The organism is Stenotrophobium rhamnosiphilum (genome assembly GCF_003052265.1).
GTDB classification, from domain to species: domain Bacteria; phylum Pseudomonadota; class Gammaproteobacteria; order Nevskiales; family Nevskiaceae; genus Stenotrophobium; species Stenotrophobium rhamnosiphilum.
Genome location: NZ_QANS01000001.1, coordinates 116,197 through 136,676, shown reverse-complemented (window position 1 = coordinate 136,676; position 20,480 = coordinate 116,197). Strand labels below are relative to the sequence as shown.

The following is a 20,480-nucleotide window of genomic DNA, read 5'->3' as shown; positions in this document are numbered from 1 at the left end:
TATATCTGAATTTTTAAGCGATGACCGGTGCGCCGGTCTTTTCGCGCACTTCTTGGGCCGTTACGCCCGGTGCCAACTCCACTAGCTTAAGCCCCATCGGCGTCACATCCAACACACAAAGCTCGGTGATGATGCGGTTGACGACCTTGAGGCCCGTCAGTGGCAGCGTGCACTTTGTGAGGATTTTATGCTCACCACCCTTGGCCGTATGCTCCATAAGGACGATGACGCGTTTGACGCCTGCGACCAGATCCATCGCACCGCCCATGCCTTTGACCATCTTGCCCGGGATCATCCAGTTGGCGATGTCGCCAGTGTCGGTGACCTGCATCGCGCCGAGAATCGACAGATTGACGTGGCCGCCGCGAATCATCGCAAAGGAATCTGCGCTGCTGAAAAAGGCACTGCCCGGTACTGTGGTGATGGTTTGTTTGCCGGCATTGATCAAATCAGCATCAACTTCATCTTCACCTGGAAACGGACCAATGCCGAGCAAACCATTTTCGCTCTGCAACCACACGTCCATGCCTTCAGGAATAAAGTTTGCGACCAGCGTCGGCAAACCAATTCCCAAGTTCACATAAAAGCCATCGCGCAATTCACCTGCCGCGCGTTGAGCCATCTCATCACGGTTCCAGGCCATTACGCTTTCCTCATCGTTTTCTGTTCAATACGTTTTTCCGGATTCGCATTCAGCACCAAGCGCTGCACGAAAATTCCCGGCGTGTGAATGTTGTCTGGATCAAGCGAACCCACCGGCACAATCTCTTCTGCTTCCGCAATCGTGATGCGACCCGCCGTAGCCACCATCGGATTGAAGTTGCGTGCGGTTTTGCGAAAAACGAGATTGCCAGAGGTATCGGCCTTCCACGCTTTCACTAATGAAATATCAGCACGCAGGCTACGTTCCATCACGTAATGATCGCCCTCAAACACGCGCGTTTCTTTGCCTTCAGCAACGATGGTGCCGTAGCCCGTCTTGGTGAAGAACGCTGGGATGCCTGCACCACCAGCGCGCAGTTTTTCTGCGAGCGTGCCTTGTGGTGTGAATTCGAGTTCCAACTCGCCTGCCAAATATTGGCGTTCAAATTCTTTGTTCTCGCCGACGTAGGACGAAATCATTTTTTTGATCTGACGCGTATTCAACAACATGCCGAGGCCAAAGCCATCGACGCCTGCGTTGTTGGAAATTACGGTGAGATTTTTTTTGCCGCTGTCGCGTAGCGCAGCGATCAAGGCTTCAGGAATACCACAGAGACCGAAACCACCTACAGCCAGCGTTTGCCCATCTGCAACAACATCGGCCAACGCCTCTGCGGCGCTGGGATAGATCTTATTCACGGCGTGCTCCCCTTTAACGAGGCCGCGATTTTACCTATCTTTTGACGCGAGCGAGTTTACTGGCAGGTAAGCGATCAAGCTGACCGGACATCCACACGGCTGTATCGACCAAGGCATCCAGATTAACGCCGGTCTCAAATCCCATACCGTGAAGCATATAGATCAAATCTTCGGTCGCCAGATTGCCGCTGGCACCATTTGCGTAGGGACAACCGCCTAGGCCGGACACTGAGGCATCAACCACGCGGACGCCTTCTTCAAGGCAAGCCAGCACATTGGCCAGCGCCTGACCTCGCGTGTCGTGGAAGTGGGCCGCGAGCTTGTCCATGCCAACCGCATCGGCGCAGGCGCGCAACATTTCGCGCGCTTTCTTAGGTGTGCCGACACCGATCGTGTCACCTAATGAGATTTCATAGACGCCTTGATCCACCAAAGCCTTGGTGACTCGTACTACTTCTGATACCGGCACATCGCCCTGATACGGGCAACCGAGCGCGGTGGAAACATAAGCACGGACTTTGACGTTCTTGGCCAAGGCCTGCTCAATCACTGGCGCAAGACGCGCCAGCGATTCTTCAACCGTCGCATTAATATTTTTCTGCGTGAATGCGCTGGAAGCCGCGGTGAATACAGCGATCTCTTCAACGCCTGCCGCAAACGCGCGCTCAAGGCCCTGCACGTTCGGCACCAGCACTGGATAGCTCACACCTGCTTTGCGACGAATGCCTGCGAGCACTTCGTCTGCGTCCGCCATTTGCGGCACCCACTTGGGGCTGACGAAGCTAGTGGCTTCAACAACAGGCAGTCCTGCATCAGCAAGGCGCTGGATCAATTCGATCTTGGTTGCTGCGGGGACTAATTGCTTTTCGTTTTGCAGACCGTCACGGGGTCCGACTTCAACTACTTTGACGTATGGCTTCATGCGCTCGCGAGATATTTATTTTTTAGCCGCACGTAATGCGCCGCTGAATAACGAAGATTATCGCGTTCTGCTTCCGTAAGCTCGCGCACTGCCACAGCTGGCGTGCCGCGATAAAGCCAACCGCCCTTGAGGCGTTTGCCCGGCGACACGATCGAACCCGCCGCGACAAAACATTCGTCTTCCAACACCACGCGATCCAACAAGATGGCGCCCATGCCGATCAAGCAACGATCGCCAATAGTGCAAGCGTGCAACATCACCGCATGCCCCACGGTGACTTCTTCGCCAATGATTAGCTCAACGCCACCGGGTGTGTACGGACCATCGTGGGTCACGTGGAGGCAGCAGTTGTCCTGTATGTTGGTACGCGCGCCGATAGTGATCTTGTTGACGTCACCACGCACCACCGTCAGCGGCCACACTGAGGCATCTTCCCCCAGCGTGACATCGCCAATCACCTGCGCCGATTCATCAACATAAACACCCGGTGCTAGCTTGGGCGTGATGTTCTGAAACGATCGGATCACGGAGTCACCGGCGTTGGTTCTCCAACCGGCGGCATGTCTTCCACAATCAAAGGAGCCTGATTAACAGGGATGGCCTGATTTTCCGGAATCGTCTGCACGGCATTCGGCAGAATCGGTGCCACCGCACCCACACCGCTGGCGCGACGCTTAATGAATTCGCTGATGCCTGCCAGCACATCCGACTGCTTACGCAGCGGTGTAGAAATGGTCGCCAAAATACAGCTATGGCTGTTAAAAGCCGGGCAGCTCACTTTGGGATAAGTCAGCGTTTCAACGGGGCCGCCTGCTTTGGCCACGGCGCGTGAAAGGTTGCGCGTGTTCTTGATCAGCACCACTTCGTCGTCTTCTGCAGCCAACAACAACATCGGCGGATTCTGGCCATCAACAAACAGAATCGGCTGCGACTGTTCATAACGATCCGATGGACCAAACATGTCACGCATATCTGGTGCCGTCAGCGGCATAAAGTCATAAGGACCAGCCAGGCCGATCATGCCTTTGAGCCAGCTGCGGTTGCCACCCACGGCTTTGAGATAGCTATCGTTCAGCGCCAGCATCGCTGCGATGTGCGCGCCGGAAGAATGGCCCATCACGAAAATCTTGCTTGGATCGCCGCCAAATTTCTGAACGTTTTCACGCGTCCATTTCACTGCCTTGGCACCGTCCTGCACAAAAGCCGGGAAACGCACCTGCGGATATTTGCGGTAGTCCGCAATCACCACGACGAAGCCCTGCGCAGTCAGCGCCTGACCAACAAATTTGTATTCTTCCTTGGTGCCCGTGGTCCAGCGGCCGCCGTAGAAAAATACGACGACTGGCGCGTTCTGCGCCTGAGGAAAGTTGTACACATCCAGGGCTTCGCCAGTGACGCGGTCGTACTGGAGATTGCTGGTGACGTGATAACCCTCATTCGAGGTCAGCGAATTGATCGCGCCAAGTCCGGTGCAACCAGACAGCAGCAGGAGGGCGGAGATCAGCGGTACAAACCACAAAAACGACTTGCGCACAGGACACCTTTGTTCAATTTTGACGCGTGGGATACGCGGACTCAGTCACTTCAGACGCTATGGTAGCGCGCAGGTTCCATTTCCTTCATCCTTTGCCTATCAAAAAAGCATCGATTCAGGGACTCAGGGGATGGTTATGACGTATATCTGGCTTGCCGCCATTGCAGTGGCTGTGCTCTACGGCATCGTTATTTACAACGGTTTGGTCAATCTCAAGCATGGCATCGGCAAGGCTTGGAGCAATATCGACATCCTGCTGGTGCAGCGCCACAGCGAGCTGCCCAAGCTGGTCGAAACCTGCAAGCAATACATGCAGTTTGAGCGCGAAACCCTGTCTCAGGTCATGGCCGCCCGCTCCGCCGCCGACGGCGCCCGCCAGAACGGCGACGTTAAAGGTGTTGGTGCCGCGCAGACTGCACTCACGGCAGGTCTGGGCAAAATCACCGCCACGGTTGAGGCCTACCCTGAGCTGCGCGCCAATCAATCCATCCAGCACCTGCTGGGCCGCATCACCGGACTGGAAAACGCCATCAGCGACCGCCGCGAGTTCTACAACGAAACCGCCAACGCCAACAACGTGCGACTGGAAGAATTCCCAGACGTCTTCATTGCGCGCTTCTTTGGTTTTAAACCAGCCGTGCTGCTGGAGTTCACCTCAGCAGAAAAGAGTGACGTTGACGTCGGCGCATTGTTCCGCGGCTAAGCTTTGACGGCACTCACGCACGCCATACTCAACGCCAGTAGCGGACACCTGCTACTGGCGTTGCTAATTACGGTGCTCGGCGGCCTCGTGCTGCTCGGCCTTGGCTTCATGTACATCTACCGCGCGCGCCTGCTGGAAGACACGCCATCTTCCTTGATCCGCTCTGCCGCACAAGGCTATGTAGAACTGAACGGCCATGCGCGTCTATTGCCCGGCCCACCAATTGTCTCGCCACTGTCTGACACACCGTGCGCGTGGTGGTCATTCCGCGTGCAAGAGCGCGACCGCAACGGCAAAAATAATCACTGGCGCACGGTTGAAGAAGAAACCTCTGGCGAATTGTTTTTGCTCGCCGACCCCACTGGCGAATGCATCGTTGATCCCGACGACGCCAGCGTTACCCCATCACTGAGCCGCAGTTGGAGCGGCCCGGTGCGACGCCCACATCGTCCGCCCGATGGCTCAGGCTGGCTCAGCTTTGGCGACTTTCGCTACACCGAAAAATTAATCCTGATCGGCGCCCCGCTCTACGCCACCGGCTGGTTCCGCACACAAACCGCGATTCTCGATCTCAACGAATCACGCGACGTCAGCGAACTCATGGGCGAATGGAAACGCGATAAGTACAACTTGCTTAAACGTTTCGACAGCAACAACGACGGCCAGATCGACATGCAAGAGTGGGAAGCCGCCCGCCGCGCCGCACTCGAACACGTGCGCGCACAGCACGTTGAGCTATCCCTTGATCCGGATTTGCATGTGCTCAGCAATCCACCAGATCGCCGTCCTTTTATTCTCTCCACCCTCACGCAGAAAAGCATGACGAGGCGTTATCGCTTTTGGGCTTTGCTGAATTTGTTGGGAGCGATTGGGTGTGGGTGGTTGTGTGCTTATGCGCTGCAGTTGAGGGATTTGTTTTGAAAATTAAAGCGAACACTTACCTGTTATTAATTCTTGGCCTGAGCCTTCTGCTAAGCGCTTACACAGTAGTTCTTTCCTTAAAAGGTGTAGAGGCAAGTGACGGACTAACAGTTACTTGGACATTTGTTTTTGCAGCATTGGTGGCCTGTTGGGCACGCGTAGATGCCGCCACACAAAAAGTTCATCGCACGCTGGATTTTTCCTTTTACTTTTTAGCGATTTGGCCAATTGCGCTGCCCTATTATTTAGTTAAAACGAGAGGGATCGAAGGGCTAGTTCTATTTTTTGGCTTTTCAATTCTATATTTCTCTCCGTTCATATCTGGGCTCATCACCTACGTTTATTTCGCAACTGAGTAACCACATAGGGCGGGAGCATCCCGTCTTCCGCGAATTTAGATCACGCAATCAACGCGGCAAGCGGCGGGATACTCCCGCCCTACAAAACTTTCTGACGATGGCCGTGTCCATCTAACGAGACTGCGGATTAATCTAGACAGTCCGTCCCATTTTCTAAAACGAGATAACGCAAATGAAAGGTCATTGTTTGTGTGGCGCCGTAAGCTTTACGTCAGCCGATACAAAAGAGATTGGCGCATGCCATTGCGGCTTTTGTCGTCGATGGGGTGGCGGGCCGTTTCTGGGTGTTCATTGCGGGCCCAATGTTGAATTCAAAGGCGCTGATCAGATCACCGTCTTTTCATCATCCGAATGGGCCGAGCGCGCTTTCTGCAAACAATGCGGCACGCACCTTTATTACAAACTGTTGCCGACGGGCGAGTACTTTGTGCCTGCGGGTGCATTTGATTCAAACGACTTTGAACTCGCCAGCCAGATCTACATCGACAACAAGCCCGCGTATTATTCCTTCGCCAACCAAACCGCCATGCTCACTGAAGCGCAGGTGCTTGCGCAGTACGCGCCGCCAAGCGACGACAGCGCACCGTAAAAGGTTTAGCGCACAAGGAGATTTTTGATGCCCGCTACGTTGATTGAAGTCCGTTGCAACCATAATCAGGCGCAGGAAATCGCCATGATTGAGGCCGTTCACTCCGCGCTCGTGTCTGCATTTCGCATTCCACCTACGGACAAAACTGTGCGCCTGGTTGTGCATGAACCGCATCGGATGTACTGCTCACCTAAACTGACGCAGCCAGAGTTGTTCACGCTGGTCAGCATTGATGCTTTCGCAGGCAGATCTCTCGACGCAAAGCGCGCGCTCTACAAAGCGATCGTCACCAATCTTGAACCACTTGGCATTCCGCCAAACCACGTCAAAATTCTTTTGCGCGATCTTCCAAAAGAGAACTGGGGAATTCGTGGCGGCCAAGCAGGATGCGATGTTGAGCTTGGATTTACCGTAGAAGTTTAACGACGAGCGTGTGAGGCCGAGATGACAATCAAACGTCCAACTACGATTGCTGAATACATCAAAGCGGCTCCCAAAGAGGGTCAGCCTCATTTGCGTCAGTTGTACGCGATCCTCAAAAGCGTTGCGCCGAAAGCGGAGGAAACGCTCAAATGGAACACGCCATTTTTCGTAGAGCCGCGCTTCGTGTTCGCCTTCTCCGGCAACAAAGCGCATCTCAGCTTTGCACCCGTTTTGTCGGCGATGGACGTGTTCAGTAAAGAACTCGCCAAACAGCAAACCACCAAAGGCATGCTCAAGGTTCCCTACAACGAACCGCTGCCAGAAGCCCTGATCCGCAAGATGGCGAAGTACTGTCTCCGCAGCGTGACCGAGCGCAAAGACGATAATTTTTGGTGAAGCATCCGAACATCTGAATGCCATCCAAAGCGCATAGGTGCTCACAACAATTCAATCGTTACAAGACTGTTTCTTCTAACTCTAAGCGCTCAGAATGCAGTGGCCATTTAGAGCGGAGAAGCATCATGAATCACTGGATATTCTTAGGCATTGCAATTATCGGTGAGGTAGTCGCAACCTCCGCACTCAAAGCAAGCAATGAATTCACCAAGCTTGGGCCATCCGTAGTTGTCATCGCCGGATACATCATCGCCTTCTACTTTATGTCGCTGGCCTTGCGATCCATCCCCGTGGGCGTTGCGTATGCAATCTGGGCAGGACTTGGCGTTGTGCTGGTGGCGGCCATTGCCTGGATTATTTATGGGCAGAAGCTGGATCCCGCAGCGATTGTCGGAATGACGCTGATCGTCACCGGCGTCGTAGTGATGAATTTGTTCTCGAAAGTCAGCGCACACTAGCCTGTAGGGTGCGCTATGCGCACGCGTTGCCGAATGCAGCGCCAATCTTGGTGCGCACGGCGCACCCTACAAAACGCACTGTATTCGTAGGGTGGGTAGAACGCAGTGAAACCCACCGTCTCTGATGTCGCGACAACGGTGGGTTTCACTGCGTTCTACCCACCCTACAAAGAAGCCCCATCCTCCGTCACAAAAATCAGGCAAACTTCGCCCCAATTTAGATTCCCGGAGCCTTTTGATGTCCCGTAACTTCCCCGCTGTAGACCCTGAAGGCCTGCAGGAATACTCCGTCGTCTTCACCGACCGCTCCGTCAACCACATGTCGAAGCTGTTTCAGCAGGCGATGCGTGACGTCTCCTCGATGCTGAAAGAGGTCTACAACGCAGACGCGATTGCAATTGTCCCGGGCGGCGGTTCATTCGGCATGGAAGCAGTCGCGCGACAGTTTGCGACGGGCAAGAATTGCCTTGTGATTCGCAACGGCTGGTTCAGCTATCGCTGGTCGCAAATTTTTGACGTCGGCAACATCCCTGCTCTCACAACCGTGCTGCAAGCCAAAGCGATTGCCAGCGGCGAGCAACAACCTTTCGCGCCACCCGCGATTGAAGAAGTTGAAGAAACCATCCGTCGCGAAAAACCAGATTTGGTTTTTGCACCGCATGTTGAAACCGCCTCCGGCATCATCCTGCCCGACGACTATCTCAAGCGCGTCGCTGCTGCCGTACATGAACACGGCGGTTTGTTCATTCTCGATTGCGTTGCTTCCGGCGCCATCTGGGTCGACATGAAAGCTTGCGGCGTCGACGTGCTCATCAGCGCACCGCAGAAAGGCTGGAGCTCAACACCTTGCGCCGCACTGATCATGTTCAGTGCCGCAGCACGTCAACGTCTTGCCGAAACCACCAGCAGCAGCTTCGCCGCTGATCTAAAAAAATGGCAGCAGATCATGCAAGCCTTTGAAGACGGCGGCCACGCGTATCACGCAACAATGCCAACAGATGGCTTGTTAAAGCTACGCGATGCGATGAACGAAACACTGGCGATCGGACTTGAAAAGGTTCGCGACGCGCAGTGGACGCTAGGCCGCGAAGTCCGCGCGATGCTTGCTAAAAACGGCTACCCCAGCGTCGCCGCACCGGGCTTCGAATCCCCCGGCGTTGTGGTGTCGTACACAGAAGATGCCGATATCAGCAACGCAAAGAAGTTCATCGCACTCGGCATGCAATCTGCTGCTGGCGTGCCACTGATGTGTGGCGAGTCCGTAAACTTCCGCACGTTCCGCGTGGGCTTGTTTGGCTTGGATAAATTAAAAGATGTCGGCGCCGCTGTGCAACGACTGACGACAGTGATTGAGCAATTAAAATAATCACAATGAACAGAAGCTTCTGGCCTGATGATCCGACCGGCGAAGTGCTGCGTGATCTCGAAGCAGGCGGCTTTGATTTCGACGCTGAATACACCATCGACTTCAGCGTCGACTTCGATGCATGGCCACCATCAAAAGCCTTCATCAAAAAACTAAAAGCGATCTACCCTTCTGCCGAGATCAATGCGCCAGAAGGCGACAACCCGGGCGATGTTCGATTCGTCATTGAGGCCAAACTCAGCTACGAACAGGTCACGTCCATTCTGGAATCCGTGTCTGCTCTCGCAGAACCTTATGGCGGTTGGTGCGAGTCGTGGGGAGTGGTGCATGAGCAAGAGTCCGACTAGGTAAAGGCACAAGGAGCATAAGTTGAGCGCGCAATATCCAATCTCTGGCGAATGCCAATGCGGCGGCGTGAAGTACAAACTATTGGAAGCGCCAATCGTTGTCGCTGCCTGTCACTGCAAGCAATGCCAAAAGCTATCGACGAGTGCCTTCAGCATTACTGCGATGGTCAATGCGAGCGCCATTAAGTTTGAAGGCGAGATGCGGGAGTGGAGCCGAGTTGCTGATAGTGGAAACATCAGCACAGCCAAACTCTGCACCACCTGCGGCAATCACATGTATCACTTCAACCCAAATGACCCAAGCAAGATTTTCTTAAAGCCATCTACTCTTGCTGACACAAGCGTAATCAATCCGACCATTCATGTTTGGGTTAGTGAGAAACAGGATTGGTATTCAATTCCAGAAGGCGCGATTGTTTTTGAAACACAGCCATAGATTGGCTACGTTAAGGAATGAAAAATGACTGAAAGAACCGGCCACTGTCTTTGTGGCGCAGTGAGTTTCAAGCTCACGGCAGAACCACTGGCGACACGCATCTGCTGGTGTCGCGACTGTCAGCATCTTGCCTCGAATGGAACCGTCAACCTTCTCGTTCCAACTGAAGCACTCGCCATCTCCGGAACGCTCTCCGATTACATCAAGATCGCCGATAGCGGCAACGAGATCACTCGCCAGTTTTGCCCAAGCTGCGGCACGCACCTCTTCGCGAAGTCCTCGGGCCGCCCTCAATTCAGAGTGGTACGCGTAGGCAACTTGGATGCGCCATCAAGCATCCAGCCTCACATGAATATCTGGGCCTCAAGTGCACCGACGTGGGCGTGTCTTGATGTAGCGCTGGAGCGAGTGGAGCAACAGCCGCTGCCACCGAAACCGTCTCCAGCACAGTGAGTCGCAAATCCAAACCAATGATTGCCGGACGCTTTGCTGAATGAAGCAACAACGAATCGCGATCATCGGCGCTGGAACCGCAGGACTTTCCGCAGCGACGTTACTCGGTCGCCAAGGGCATAACGTCACCATTATCGAGCGCGCCAAGTCTTTAACGACGGTGGGCGCTGGCATTCTGTTGCAGCCTTCTGGCATCGGCGCACTGCGTGAACTCGGCTGTCTCGAGCATATGCAGCAATACGGCCATCGAATTGATGCGCTGTATGGCTGGATAAAATCTGGCCGCGCGATCATGCAGGTTGAGTACGCACACTTAAATTCTGATCAGGAATTGTTCGGCCTTGGCGCTCATCGCGCAGCGCTTTGCCATGTACTCGACACAGCACTCTCTGCAGTTCCGCATCAGCGTTGGTTCGGTTGTGAAGTCAGCGCAATTGAGCAGAGCACTCATGAAGCCATCGTTATGTTTGTACGCGATGGACAAATTCACCGCGAAGCATTCGATGCAGTTCTCGTAGCGAATGGAAGCGCTAGCCAATTACGTCCACAGTCACTGGTTCGCTACGACCGGCAATACCCTTGGGGCGCAATGTGGTTGATTCGCCCACTGACTGACGATCTCGCTTCGCTGAACAAGCCTCACCTGCAACAACGCTACGATAGTTCATCTGTGATGTTGGGAGCGCTGCCGACTGGCTACGTGCCGGGTGATGCCGAGACCCGAATGCTGAGCATGTTCTGGAGCCTGCCTGTTTCAGAAATGTCGCATTGGCAAACAGAAAGTTTTGATCTTCAAGGCTGGAAATATCGAGTCACGAATCTGTGGCCGGAACTCTCGCCACTGATCAACAACATCAAGAGTCAGTCCGAACTGTTACCCGCCACTTATCGCGACGTAATCATGTCGCGCTGGGGCACAGGCCGCATCGGCGTCATTGGCGACGCCGCACACGCAATGAGTCCACAACTTGGGCAAGGCGCAAACATGGCGCTCTTGGATGCATCCGCAATCGCTCAATCTGTAGCTACAAACGATAACTGGGAAAGCGTTTGGGAACAGTTTCATGCATCGAGAAGTGGCTCCATCCGTTTTTATCAAATCATGAGCCGCCTCCTCACTCCGATGTTTCAATCAAACATTGTTGGCGCGGGATTTCTACGTGACATGGCACTACCTATCGCACACATGGTTCCGTGGTTGCGGCGACAGATGGCTGAGACTGTGGCGGGTGGGAAGCAGAAATGGATTTAGTGCCGGGCAAGCTTGCTATATATGTGTCAGGTCCCGTTCCATGTTAATTTTTCGCCATAGAAATAAAGTCATGACGAAAATGGATATTTTTATTCCTCACTCAGAGTTACATGGAACGACTGCCGAGTTATACGGCGTTCCGTGTTCCATCTAATTGTTGTTAGGCGACTAAAGAACGAGGATGGCAGTTCGAGTGAACCACAAAGAACTCATCGAAGAAGGCCATATTCAACATGAGGCCCACCGTTATGTTGCAGCCCTCCCGCTCTTTCGACGAGCGTTGAAGCTAGCGCCTACTTGCCTCGTCGCCGAATACAACGTCGCGAACACACTTCACATGCTTGGCCGGGATGTGGAGGCTGACGCAATTCTTAGGCGACTGATTGCTGCCAGTCCTGTGGCGCTCCGCGGTAGATGCCACGCCCATCGAGCGCGAAGTGTGCAGCTAGATGCCTACCAGTTGCTGTTTTGGGTGACGCTGTACAAGCGCGGCTTCTGTAAGGAAGCATTCGCATTTGGCGAAGCGCACCTGCGCCGACGGCGCCGGGGCGTTCGGTCGGCATGGACGGCGCGACAAGTCCGGCAGGATCTTGCGTCAATACTTCAGCAATGGCGCGAGCTAAAGTGATCCACGTACCAATGAGTAGGCGCTTTAAGAGTGGCGGCGATCGTCGCCTAACCAGGCGCTGCAGTGGGACGTCACAAAAAATGCGTGGCATTTTTTGTGGCGCCCCTGAGCTTAGGCGTTAGGCCGCAAAGCATTCCATGCCAGTCCCTCCACATCTTCAAACATTCTGGAACGAGTTCCTTCTTGTCACTGGGACAACCGACGCGGACCGCTACTACGATGTGTGCGTCTTCGGAGACAACAAACAACTCGCCGACGATCTGGGCAATCTGGTGCTACGCGGCATCAAGCGAGCTACAGCGGGATCGTTAGCATCGTACGAGGACCAAGGAATACATGTCCCAAGGGCGGGCGATCTCAGCATCGTCACAGACTGGTCTGGCAAGCCGCTGTGCATTATCGAAACGCAAGTGGTCGAGGTCGTGCCTTACAACGAAGTCACGGCGGAGTTTGCCGCAGTGGAGGGAGAAGGCGATGGATCACTTGCCTTTTGGCGCGAAGCGCACAAGCAATACTTTGAGCGGGAATGTGTCCAAGCCGGTCGGATCTTCGGCGAAGACATGTTGCTCGCTTGCGAGCAATTCAAAGTCGTCTATCAACCTCGGCTAAATGCGGCCTAACACCTCGTTCAACCGGAGCGCCAACGGCAGGCCACGAAGCCCGGTTAACTCAAACGTTAGATGCTTGCAGTCATCCGCAAAAATTACGCTCGCGACCACAACAACTAAAATAAAATGAACCATAAAAATGACCAACAATCCACGAGCTCTGGACGCAGTCGCATCGGTATCAGCGTAGGTCTTGGAATTGCCTTGGGCGCTGCGTTTGGCGCAGCGTTCAATCATGTTGCGATGGGCATAGTCATTGGCATCGTTGTGGGTGCGGCGATGCAACGACGAAAGCAGGACGGGAAGTAGTCTGCGTAGGGCGGGAGTATCCCGCCTTCCGCGAATTTAGCTCGCGCGATTGGCGGGATACTCCCGCCCTACGTTCACGGCGCTTAGCGCGCTTCGCTGAGCAATCCAGACAGTCGGTAAATCCCCAACACGCGTTTGGCCATTTCGCCGGCCATGACTTGTTCTGCCATCAGTGCAATCCCCACACCATCACGCTCCAAGAACGCTTGTTCTTCTTCGCTGTGCGTGCGGACAACAGTGTCTACGTTGGGGTAAATTTTGCGTGCGGCTTCGAGGATTCGGCGGGCGTGGAAGCCGTCTGACACGGCAAGCACCAACAACTTGGCTTGTGGGAGTCGCGCTTGAGTGAGGAAGTCGCCTACTGCGGCATCGCCGCTGATCGCGGTAATTCTTTTCTTGCGTAGACGTGCCACATGCTCGCGATTGTTGTCGATGACGATCAAGGGAACATCTTGCTGTCGGAGAATTTTGGTGAGTGCTCGGCCGACTCGGCCATAGCCTACCAACACGACGTGATCGTGCAGTTCAGGAATGACTTGTTCTGTATCTGACAAAGTGATTCGTGCCTGACCCAAGCGCCCGAGCCACGCCAAACTTTTATGCCTTGCGACAAGACGTTCGATAGGCGGAATCAGTTTGAACAGCACTGGGTTCAGCGCAATAGATAGCAGCGCGCCGGAGAGAATCAGGCTCTGTGCTTCTGGCGTCAGAATCTTCAACTGCACACCAAGTGCAGCAAGGATGAATGAGAACTCGCCGATCTGCGCCAAGCTCACAGCAACCATCAACGCAGTTTTGAGTGGATAACCAAACAACAGCACGATCATCACGGCTGCAGCGGATTTGCCGACGACGATGACGCCGAGCACCGCCAACACTTGCAGCGGCTGATTCACAAGAATCGATGGATCAAACAACATGCCGACTGAAACGAAGAACAGTACGGTGAAAATGTTTTGCAGCGGAACCGACTCGGCTGCAACGCGGCTGCTCAGCTTTGATTCGTTGATAACGACGCCTGCGAAGAAGGCACCCAGTGCAAACGACACACCAAACAATTCTGCCGATCCGTAAGCAATGCCCAGCGATGAGCCGATCACGAATAGTGTGAGAAGTTCGCGGAATCCGGTATGTGCGATCTGCGCAAAGATCCACGGAAAGACGCGCAGACCAACCACGTACATCAGCACGAAGAACAGTCCGATTTTTCCGATGACGATGGCTAGATGCTGAAGCGGTGCGACGAGGTCCGCCATCGTGGTGCCCGTCGATGCGACACCGGGCGTGCCCATGAACTCGACGGCAACCGGCAGCAACACCAAGGCGATAACCATCGCGAGATCTTCAACCACCAACCAACCGATCGCGATGCGGCCGTTGAGAGAATCGAGCTTGCCGATTTGTTCTAGTGCGCGCAGCAGCACCACGGTACTGGCAACGGAGAGCGACAAACCAAAGCAGAGACCGGCGGCGAATGACCAGCCCCAGTAGTCCGCGATGCCGACACCGATGGCGGTGGCGACGAGAATTTGCACGATGGCACCGGGAATGGCGATACGACGCACCTCGATGAGGTCGCGGATCGAAAAATGCATGCCAACGCCGAACATCAGCAGGATCACACCGATTTCGGACAACTGCGCAGCGAGTCCCTTGTCTGCCACGAAGCCCGGAGTGAACGGACCGACCACGATGCCCGCGACGAGATAGCCAATCAGCGGCGGCATTTTCAGCCTCACAGCTAACACTCCACCGAATAGCGCCAATGCCAGGGCTACTGCGAGCGTGGAGATCAGCTGTGTTTCGTGCGACATACTTTAGGAGTCCTTCCTGGGCATCAACAGCGGCCCGTTATTGTTTTCAGCGTTAGAGCAGACAGTGTCGGCGGGGCAAGGTTCCTCGCCTGCTGGCACCAGTTTAACTGCTTAACCACAGTAGGGCGGGTTAGCGCAGCGTAACCCGCCAATCGCACAAGGTGGGTTACGCTGCGCTAACCCGCCCTACTGTGTGATTTCGTTTAAATGGAATCAGCAACACATATGCCAACAGCGCAGCAGCCAACGAGGTGAGATAGGGATATTCAAACTCATAGAAGTAGTTGCCGATCACATAGACCGTGAGGCTGGCGATCAACGCGCCGTAGGCACTGGCGGCGCCACCGAGGCGTTCGCCCCACAGCGCGAAGATCATCGCGACCAGAATGCCGGACGAGCCAAACGCGGCGCTTTCTTGCACGAGGCTGTAAACGCTCTCGCTGCTCAGTGCGATCAGATACGAGAGCACGCCGAAGAAAACCACCGCGCTGCGATTGAGGCGCAGCTTGGTCGCCTCCGTGAGATTGGGCTTGAGCGGCATGATCACGTTGTGCGCGGCGAGTGAACCTGCGACGAGCAAAGCGCCAGAGAGCGTGGAGAGAATTGCTGAGACCAGCGCGCCGAGAAACAGAATGTAGAACGGCAAACTCAGATTCTCTTTCGCAAAGCGCGATAGCACTTGCTCTGGATCAACGCCTGTACCGAGGTGCTGCACCGCCACCAAGCCCAAGGCGACCGGCACGAGGCCCACCATCAGATATACCAAACCCGCTGTGATCGTGGCGCTGCGTGCGAGTTGTGGGCTGCGCATGGCAAGCACGCGCGAGATCAACTCCTGCGCTGCAATCGATGACAGCACCGGCACACTGAATATCTCAATGGTCTGCAACCAACTTCGATCACCCTGAATGCTCAAACGCTCTGCGGGCAAACTCGCGAGATCAGCAAAGCCACCCTTCATCGCCAACACCACGGCAAGCGCAAAGACACCGATGATCAGCACGATGCCTTGCAGCAAATCAGTGATCGCATCTGCCCACATGCCGCCGATCGCGGTGTACATGATGACGACGCCAGCGGCGAGAGTGATCGCGGCAAAAATGCCGAGCTCAGAAGTGGACGCCAACACCTGACCAAAAGCGCGAATCTGCGCGGCGGCCCACAGCAGCGACGTTGGGATCATCACAATCGCCGCGAGTCGCTCAACACCGATGCCGTAACGCTTGCGGAATAAATCTGCCATCGTGACAAGGCCGCGCTTCCACAGCGTGGCGGCGAAGAACACACCGAGCAGCACAATGCCGAGCGCGTAACCAAATGGATCTGTGATGACACCCGAGAGGCCATGCTTGTAAGCCTCGCCACTCGCGCCGATGCAGGTCTCAGCGCCAAACCAAGTCGCGAACACACTGAAGGTCGCCAGCCACGGGCCGAGGCTGCGGCCAGCGAGCAGATAGTCCGATTCTGTTTTCGGCTTGCGTGCAAGCGCCATCGCCAACGCGAGGTTGGCGAGGATGTAGATCAGGATGCAGACCAGAATCAGGTTCATCGTTAAGGCGTTAAGCTCTTATTTTTTAGGCGCTGATTTTCTCATGCGAGATTATTTTCGGCGATCATCAAGCAAGTGCCATTGTTTTTATTTGCTTAATAATGATTTCTTAGTGACCGCTATTTAAACATCTTCTTCTAGCTTGAAAGCTAGAATACTCACCGCATCTTCTTTGTATCTCTAAGCATTCTCACGCGATTCCAACGACGCCACTGACGCCCACTTATGTCCAATCCGCTGCTTATCGACACCCCCAACTCCCTGCCCGCTTTTGATCGCATCACACCCGAGCTGGCCGAGCCCGCGCTGGACGATGTGCTCGCACGCAATCGTGCGGAGCTGAAAACCCTGCTGGAGCGCAACGCCGCGCCAACTTGGGAAAGCTTTATTGAGCCGTTGGAAGAAATGGGCGACCGCGTCTCGCACGCATGGGGCCCAGTGCAACATCTGTTCGGCGTGAATAGCACGGCGGATTGGCGCAAAGCGTTTAACGCTTGCCTGCCCAAGCTGACGGAATATGGTTTGGAAATGTCGCTGTCCGAGCCGCTGTATCGCGCTTACAAAGCGCTGGCCGATAGCGACGCGTTCAAGACTTTCTCAGCGCCACGCAAAAAAGTGGTGAACGACGCGCTGCGCGATTTCAAACTCTCCGGCATCGCATTGCCAGACGACAAGAAAGAGCACTTCAAGAAAATTGCGTTGCGCCTGTCTGAGCTGCAGAGCAAGTTTGAAGAAAACTTGATGGACAGTACGCAGGCTTGGAGCAAGCTGGTCACTGATGAATCCCTGCTCGACGGCATGACCGACGCCGCCAAGCAGGCTGCGCGCGACAAAGCACAGGCGAAGAATCAGGAAGGCTGGTTGTTGACGCTGGATTTCCCCAGCTACGACTCCGTCATCACCTATTCCAAGAATCGCGAACTGCGTCGCGAGCTGTACGAAGCCTACGCCACGCGCGCCTCCGATCAGGGCCCGCTTGCAGGTCAACACGACAACACGCCGCTGATGGGCGAGATCCTCGCGCTGCGTGATGAAGAAGCCAAGTTGCTCGGCTTTAATAATTTTGCAGAGCTCTCACTCGCCACCAAGATGGCGGAGTCGCCGAACGAGGTTGAGCACTTCCTGCTTGATCTAGCGAGCCGCGCAAAGAAAGGTGCGAAAGCAGAATTGGAACAGCTACGCGCTTATGCGTTGAAGCTCGATGGCCTCAACGATTACCAACCTTGGGATTCCCCTTACTACGCTGAAAAATATCAGCAAGACGTGCTCGGCATGTCGGAAGAAGAAGTGCGCCCGTACTTCCCTGCTGCGCGCACGATCGAAGGCATGTTCACACTGGTACAGCGTCTGTATGGCATCAAGATTGAGCAGACGCATGATGTCGCGACCTGGCACAAAGATGTCACCACCTACGCACTGAAAGACAAAGACGGAAAAGTCTTCGGCGGTTTCTATCTTGATCCTTACGCACGCGCTGATAAACGTGGCGGTGCGTGGATGGATGAATGCCTGTCACGTCGCCAGACGCCGCAAGGCTTGCAGCGCCCTGTCGCTTATCTGGTCTGCAACTTCACGCCGCCACTGCCCGGCAAACCTGCGCTGCTGACGCATGATGAAGTCGTCACGCTGTTCCACGAATTTGGCCACGGCCTGCATCACTTGCTGACGCAGGTGGATGAAGCGGCTGTCTCTGGTATTCGTGGTGTTGCGTGGGATGCGGTAGAACTGCCGAGCCAGTTCATGGAGAACTGGTGCTATGACCGCGAGACGCTGCTAGAGCTGGGTCGCCATTGGGAAACCAACGCACCGCTGCCCGATCATTTCATCACCAAACTCAAAGAAAGCCGCAGCTTCTTGAACGGCTTGGCAACGCTGCGTCAGGTTGAATTCGCGTTGTTCGATCTGCGTATGCACCGCGATTACGACAAGGGCGTCGCTACGCTTGAAACACTCGCGCAAGTACGCAAGGAAGTCGCCGTGATCGTGCCGCCTGCAATGAACCGCATGCCGAATAGTTTCTCGCACGTATTCGCTGGCGGTTATGCAGCGGGTTACTACAGCTACAAGTGGGCAGAAGTGTTGTCGGCTGACGCGTTTGCAGCGTTCGAAGAAACTGATTTCTCACCCGAGACCGGCGCCCGTTTCCGCGACACCGTGCTGGCCAAGGGCGGCTCGCGTGAAGCGATGGAATTGTTCATCGAATTCCGTGGCCGCAAGCCGAGTATCGAGCCCCTGTTACGACACAGCGGCCTTGCGGCCGCTGCTTGATCCGCGTTACGTAGGGTGGGTAGAGCGCAGCGAAACCCACCGTTTTCGCAATCTGAGAGACGGTGGGTTTCGCTGCGCTCTACCCACCCTACGAGTTTATTGCTGCGTTGGCGGCGCCTCACCAAACGAAATCAACTCCACCTCAAAAATCAGCAAAGCATTCGGTCCAATCTGCTTGCCCACGCCGCGATCACCATAGGCGAGTTCTGGCGATAAAAAGAATTTGTACTTGGCGCCGGGCGCCATCAGTTGCAGGCCTTCGGTCCAGCCTGCAATCACGTTCTCCAGCACAAACTCCACCGGCACGCCGCGCGCGTAGGAGCTATCAAACTCGGTGCCGTTCTCAAGCGTGCCGCGGTAGTGAACCTTGACGTTACTCTGCGCATTGGGATGCGCGCCTTTAGCGGCGGTAAGCACTTCGTACTGCAAACCGCTGGCAGTGGTCTTTACGCCTTTACGCTTGGCGTTCTTCGCTAGAAAGGCTTGCGCAGCTTTGAGATTTGCCGCGCCTTCAACTTCAAACTTTGCTTTCATGCGAGCCTGCAACAACTGACCCATCTCGGTCTTGGCCGTCAGCATTTCGTCTTCGGTATAAGGGCTGGGCTTGCTCGCCGCGCCATCATCGATGCCCTGCTTGAGCACGCTGATATCCACCGCCTCTGGAATAGGCGTAAGGCCTTTGCCGAAATCACGGCCGATCGCGTAGCTGAATTTCTTTTGCAGCTCTGGCGATGGCAGGTTGGTCGATGCGGCTGGCGCATCAGAGGTCACATCATCGGCCTGCGCCAGCACTGGCAGGAGGGCGCATAAAGTAATCGCAAGGAGTTTTTTGTTCATGTGAATAATGTTGTACGGATTCGTGGCCGGAGATTAGCATTCCGCCTACAGCTTACGGACTGGCTATTTCCTACCGTTACATATCGTTACTAGCGCACAATCACGCTGCCCGCCGCACCCAGAACATCACCGGTCTCTTAGCTCTATGAAAATCGCCACCTGGAACGTCAACAGTCTCCGCGTCCGCCTGCCCCATCTACTGGACTGGCTCACCGCCGTGCAGCCGGATGTCGTCGGCCTGCAAGAGCTCAAGTGCGTCGACGAGAAGTTTCCGTTTGATGAGCTGCAAGCCATGGGCTACTACTCCGTCGCCAATGGCCAGAAGACTTACAACGGCGTTGCGATTCTCGCGCGTCATCCCATCGAAGACGTCAGCCGCGACATCCCCGGCTTTGAAGACGAACAGAAGCGCGTGATCGCTGGCACCGTCAACGGCGTGCGCATGATCAATGTCTACGTCGTTAACGGTCAGGATCTCGGCACCGACAAATACGCTTACAAACTGCGCTGGCTAACGGCACTCACGGCGTATGTCGCCGAAGAGATGAAGAAATATCCAAAGCTCGTCGTAGTCGGCGATTTCAACATCGCCCCCACCGGCGAAGACACGCACGACCCTGCGATCTGGGAAGGCAAGATTCTATGTAGCGAACCTGAACGTGCAGCGTTGCGTGGCCTGATTGATCTCGGACTCAAAGATAGCTTCAGGCTGTTTGATCAACCGCCGGGCAGTTTCACTTGGTGGGATTATCGAATGGCTGGCTTCCGTCGCAACCTTGGTCTGCGTATTGACCATGTGTTGGCATCGCACCCGCTTGCCGATGTTTGCCGTAGCTGTGCAGCGGATTTAGCGCCGCGTCGACTGGAGCGGCCTTCGGATCATGCGCCGGTGGTTGCTGAATTTGAGCTTTGACTCGACCCGCATGAAAAAGTATTTACTCTGCCTAGCTCTGTGCATGCAAGGCTG

At 55.0% G+C, this 20,480-nt stretch carries 25 protein-coding genes; 17 read left to right on the top strand and 8 right to left on the bottom strand.

All coding sequences use genetic code 11. From position 1 onward, the window contains the following. Positions 1-13 precede the first annotated feature (13 nt). The 5 genes from CJD38_RS00665 to CJD38_RS00645 are packed head-to-tail and all read right to left on the bottom strand — an operon-like array spanning position 14 to position 3,797. Positions 14-643 (bottom strand): CoA transferase subunit B, encoded by a 630-nt coding sequence (locus tag CJD38_RS00665; RefSeq protein ID WP_107938380.1) that lies wholly within the window; start codon positions 641-643, stop codon positions 14-16. Further along, positions 643-1,341, bottom strand: a complete 699-nt coding sequence (locus CJD38_RS00660; RefSeq protein WP_107938379.1) for a CoA transferase subunit A — start codon at positions 1,339-1,341, stop codon at positions 643-645. The genes CJD38_RS00665 and CJD38_RS00660 overlap by 1 nt, the downstream gene beginning before the upstream one ends. 34 nt (positions 1,342-1,375) lie before the next feature. Further along, complete coding sequence (locus CJD38_RS00655; RefSeq protein WP_107938378.1) at positions 1,376-2,263, bottom strand: hydroxymethylglutaryl-CoA lyase; 888 nt, start codon at positions 2,261-2,263, stop codon at positions 1,376-1,378. After that, positions 2,260-2,790 (bottom strand): gamma carbonic anhydrase family protein, encoded by a 531-nt coding sequence (locus CJD38_RS00650; protein ID WP_107938377.1) that lies wholly within the window; start codon positions 2,788-2,790, stop codon positions 2,260-2,262. The genes CJD38_RS00655 and CJD38_RS00650 overlap by 4 nt, the downstream gene beginning before the upstream one ends. Further along, the gene (locus CJD38_RS00645; protein WP_107938376.1) at positions 2,787-3,797 is read right to left on the bottom strand and encodes an alpha/beta hydrolase; all 1,011 of its coding nucleotides are present in this window, start codon (positions 3,795-3,797) and stop codon (positions 2,787-2,789) included. Before CJD38_RS00645 ends, CJD38_RS00650 begins: the two co-directional genes overlap by 4 nt. 130 nt (positions 3,798-3,927) lie before the next feature. On the opposite strand from CJD38_RS00645, the gene CJD38_RS00640 reads away from it, so the two are divergent. The 15 genes from CJD38_RS00640 (at position 3,928) to CJD38_RS00570 (ending at position 13,045) form a co-directional block, all read left to right on the top strand. Beyond that, positions 3,928-4,500, top strand: coding sequence for a LemA family protein (locus tag CJD38_RS00640; protein ID WP_107938375.1), 573 nt, complete (start codon positions 3,928-3,930; stop codon positions 4,498-4,500). A gap of 3 nt (positions 4,501-4,503) precedes the next feature. After that, the gene (locus CJD38_RS00635) at positions 4,504-5,421 is read left to right on the top strand and encodes a GIDE domain-containing protein (protein WP_107938374.1); all 918 of its coding nucleotides are present in this window, start codon (positions 4,504-4,506) and stop codon (positions 5,419-5,421) included. Further along, positions 5,418-5,780: a hypothetical protein gene (locus CJD38_RS00630; protein ID WP_107938373.1), complete on the top strand. Its 363-nt coding sequence runs from the start codon at positions 5,418-5,420 to the stop codon at positions 5,778-5,780. Before CJD38_RS00635 ends, CJD38_RS00630 begins: the two co-directional genes overlap by 4 nt. A gap of 172 nt (positions 5,781-5,952) precedes the next feature. After that, positions 5,953-6,369, top strand: coding sequence for a GFA family protein (locus CJD38_RS00625; protein WP_107938372.1), 417 nt, complete (start codon positions 5,953-5,955; stop codon positions 6,367-6,369). A gap of 27 nt (positions 6,370-6,396) precedes the next feature. Next, positions 6,397-6,792 (top strand): tautomerase family protein, encoded by a 396-nt coding sequence (locus tag CJD38_RS00620; protein ID WP_107938371.1) that lies wholly within the window; start codon positions 6,397-6,399, stop codon positions 6,790-6,792. A 21-nt stretch (positions 6,793-6,813) separates the two neighbouring features. Further along, positions 6,814-7,188 carry an iron chaperone gene (locus CJD38_RS00615; RefSeq protein ID WP_107938370.1) on the top strand — a complete coding sequence of 125 codons (375 nt, stop codon included), beginning with the start codon at positions 6,814-6,816 and terminating at the stop codon, positions 7,186-7,188. Positions 7,189-7,313: 125 nt separating this feature from the next. Continuing rightward, positions 7,314-7,646 (top strand): DMT family transporter, encoded by a 333-nt coding sequence (locus CJD38_RS00610; protein ID WP_107938369.1) that lies wholly within the window; start codon positions 7,314-7,316, stop codon positions 7,644-7,646. A gap of 238 nt (positions 7,647-7,884) precedes the next feature. Beyond that, a complete protein-coding gene (locus CJD38_RS00605) occupies positions 7,885-9,012 on the top strand; it encodes an aminotransferase class V-fold PLP-dependent enzyme (protein WP_107938368.1) in 1,128 nt (375 codons plus the stop codon). Positions 9,013-9,017: 5 nt separating this feature from the next. Then, the gene (locus CJD38_RS00600) at positions 9,018-9,359 is read left to right on the top strand and encodes a ribonuclease E inhibitor RraB (RefSeq protein WP_107938367.1); all 342 of its coding nucleotides are present in this window, start codon (positions 9,018-9,020) and stop codon (positions 9,357-9,359) included. A 22-nt stretch (positions 9,360-9,381) separates the two neighbouring features. Then, positions 9,382-9,795, top strand: coding sequence for a GFA family protein (locus CJD38_RS00595; RefSeq protein ID WP_107938366.1), 414 nt, complete (start codon positions 9,382-9,384; stop codon positions 9,793-9,795). A 24-nt stretch (positions 9,796-9,819) separates the two neighbouring features. Further along, positions 9,820-10,248, top strand: a complete 429-nt coding sequence (locus CJD38_RS00590) for a GFA family protein (RefSeq protein ID WP_107938365.1) — start codon at positions 9,820-9,822, stop codon at positions 10,246-10,248. 40 nt (positions 10,249-10,288) lie between these two features. Further along, the gene (locus CJD38_RS00585; RefSeq protein WP_107938364.1) at positions 10,289-11,500 is read left to right on the top strand and encodes an FAD-dependent oxidoreductase; all 1,212 of its coding nucleotides are present in this window, start codon (positions 10,289-10,291) and stop codon (positions 11,498-11,500) included. Between the two features lie 181 nt (positions 11,501-11,681). After that, positions 11,682-12,128, top strand: a complete 447-nt coding sequence (locus CJD38_RS18840) for a tetratricopeptide repeat protein (RefSeq protein ID WP_107938363.1) — start codon at positions 11,682-11,684, stop codon at positions 12,126-12,128. 137 nt (positions 12,129-12,265) lie between these two features. Next, positions 12,266-12,748 (top strand): ASCH domain-containing protein, encoded by a 483-nt coding sequence (locus CJD38_RS00575; protein ID WP_107938362.1) that lies wholly within the window; start codon positions 12,266-12,268, stop codon positions 12,746-12,748. Positions 12,749-12,862: 114 nt separating this feature from the next. Continuing rightward, positions 12,863-13,045 (top strand): glycine zipper domain-containing protein, encoded by a 183-nt coding sequence (locus CJD38_RS00570; RefSeq protein WP_107938361.1) that lies wholly within the window; start codon positions 12,863-12,865, stop codon positions 13,043-13,045. An 83-nt stretch (positions 13,046-13,128) separates the two neighbouring features. Here the strand turns inward: CJD38_RS00570 and CJD38_RS00565 are convergent, their stop codons facing one another. Continuing rightward, complete coding sequence (locus tag CJD38_RS00565) at positions 13,129-14,859, bottom strand: cation:proton antiporter domain-containing protein (protein WP_107938360.1); 1,731 nt, start codon at positions 14,857-14,859, stop codon at positions 13,129-13,131. A 166-nt stretch (positions 14,860-15,025) separates the two neighbouring features. Then, on the bottom strand, positions 15,026-16,408 hold the full coding sequence (locus tag CJD38_RS00560) for a high affinity choline transporter 1 (protein WP_107938359.1): 1,383 nt from the start codon (positions 16,406-16,408) through the stop codon (positions 15,026-15,028). Positions 16,409-16,633: 225 nt separating this feature from the next. Between CJD38_RS00560 and CJD38_RS00555 the strand changes: the two genes are divergently transcribed. Next, positions 16,634-18,676 (top strand): M3 family metallopeptidase, encoded by a 2,043-nt coding sequence (locus CJD38_RS00555; protein WP_107938358.1) that lies wholly within the window; start codon positions 16,634-16,636, stop codon positions 18,674-18,676. Between the two features lie 96 nt (positions 18,677-18,772). Here CJD38_RS00555 and CJD38_RS00550 read toward each other — a convergent pair whose 3' ends face one another. Next, the gene (locus CJD38_RS00550) at positions 18,773-19,513 is read right to left on the bottom strand and encodes an FKBP-type peptidyl-prolyl cis-trans isomerase (protein ID WP_107938357.1); all 741 of its coding nucleotides are present in this window, start codon (positions 19,511-19,513) and stop codon (positions 18,773-18,775) included. Positions 19,514-19,658: 145 nt separating this feature from the next. On the opposite strand from CJD38_RS00550, the gene xth reads away from it, so the two are divergent. After that, the gene (gene xth / locus CJD38_RS00545) at positions 19,659-20,426 is read left to right on the top strand and encodes an exodeoxyribonuclease III (protein WP_107938356.1); all 768 of its coding nucleotides are present in this window, start codon (positions 19,659-19,661) and stop codon (positions 20,424-20,426) included. The last annotated feature ends 54 nt before the right edge of the window (positions 20,427-20,480 follow it).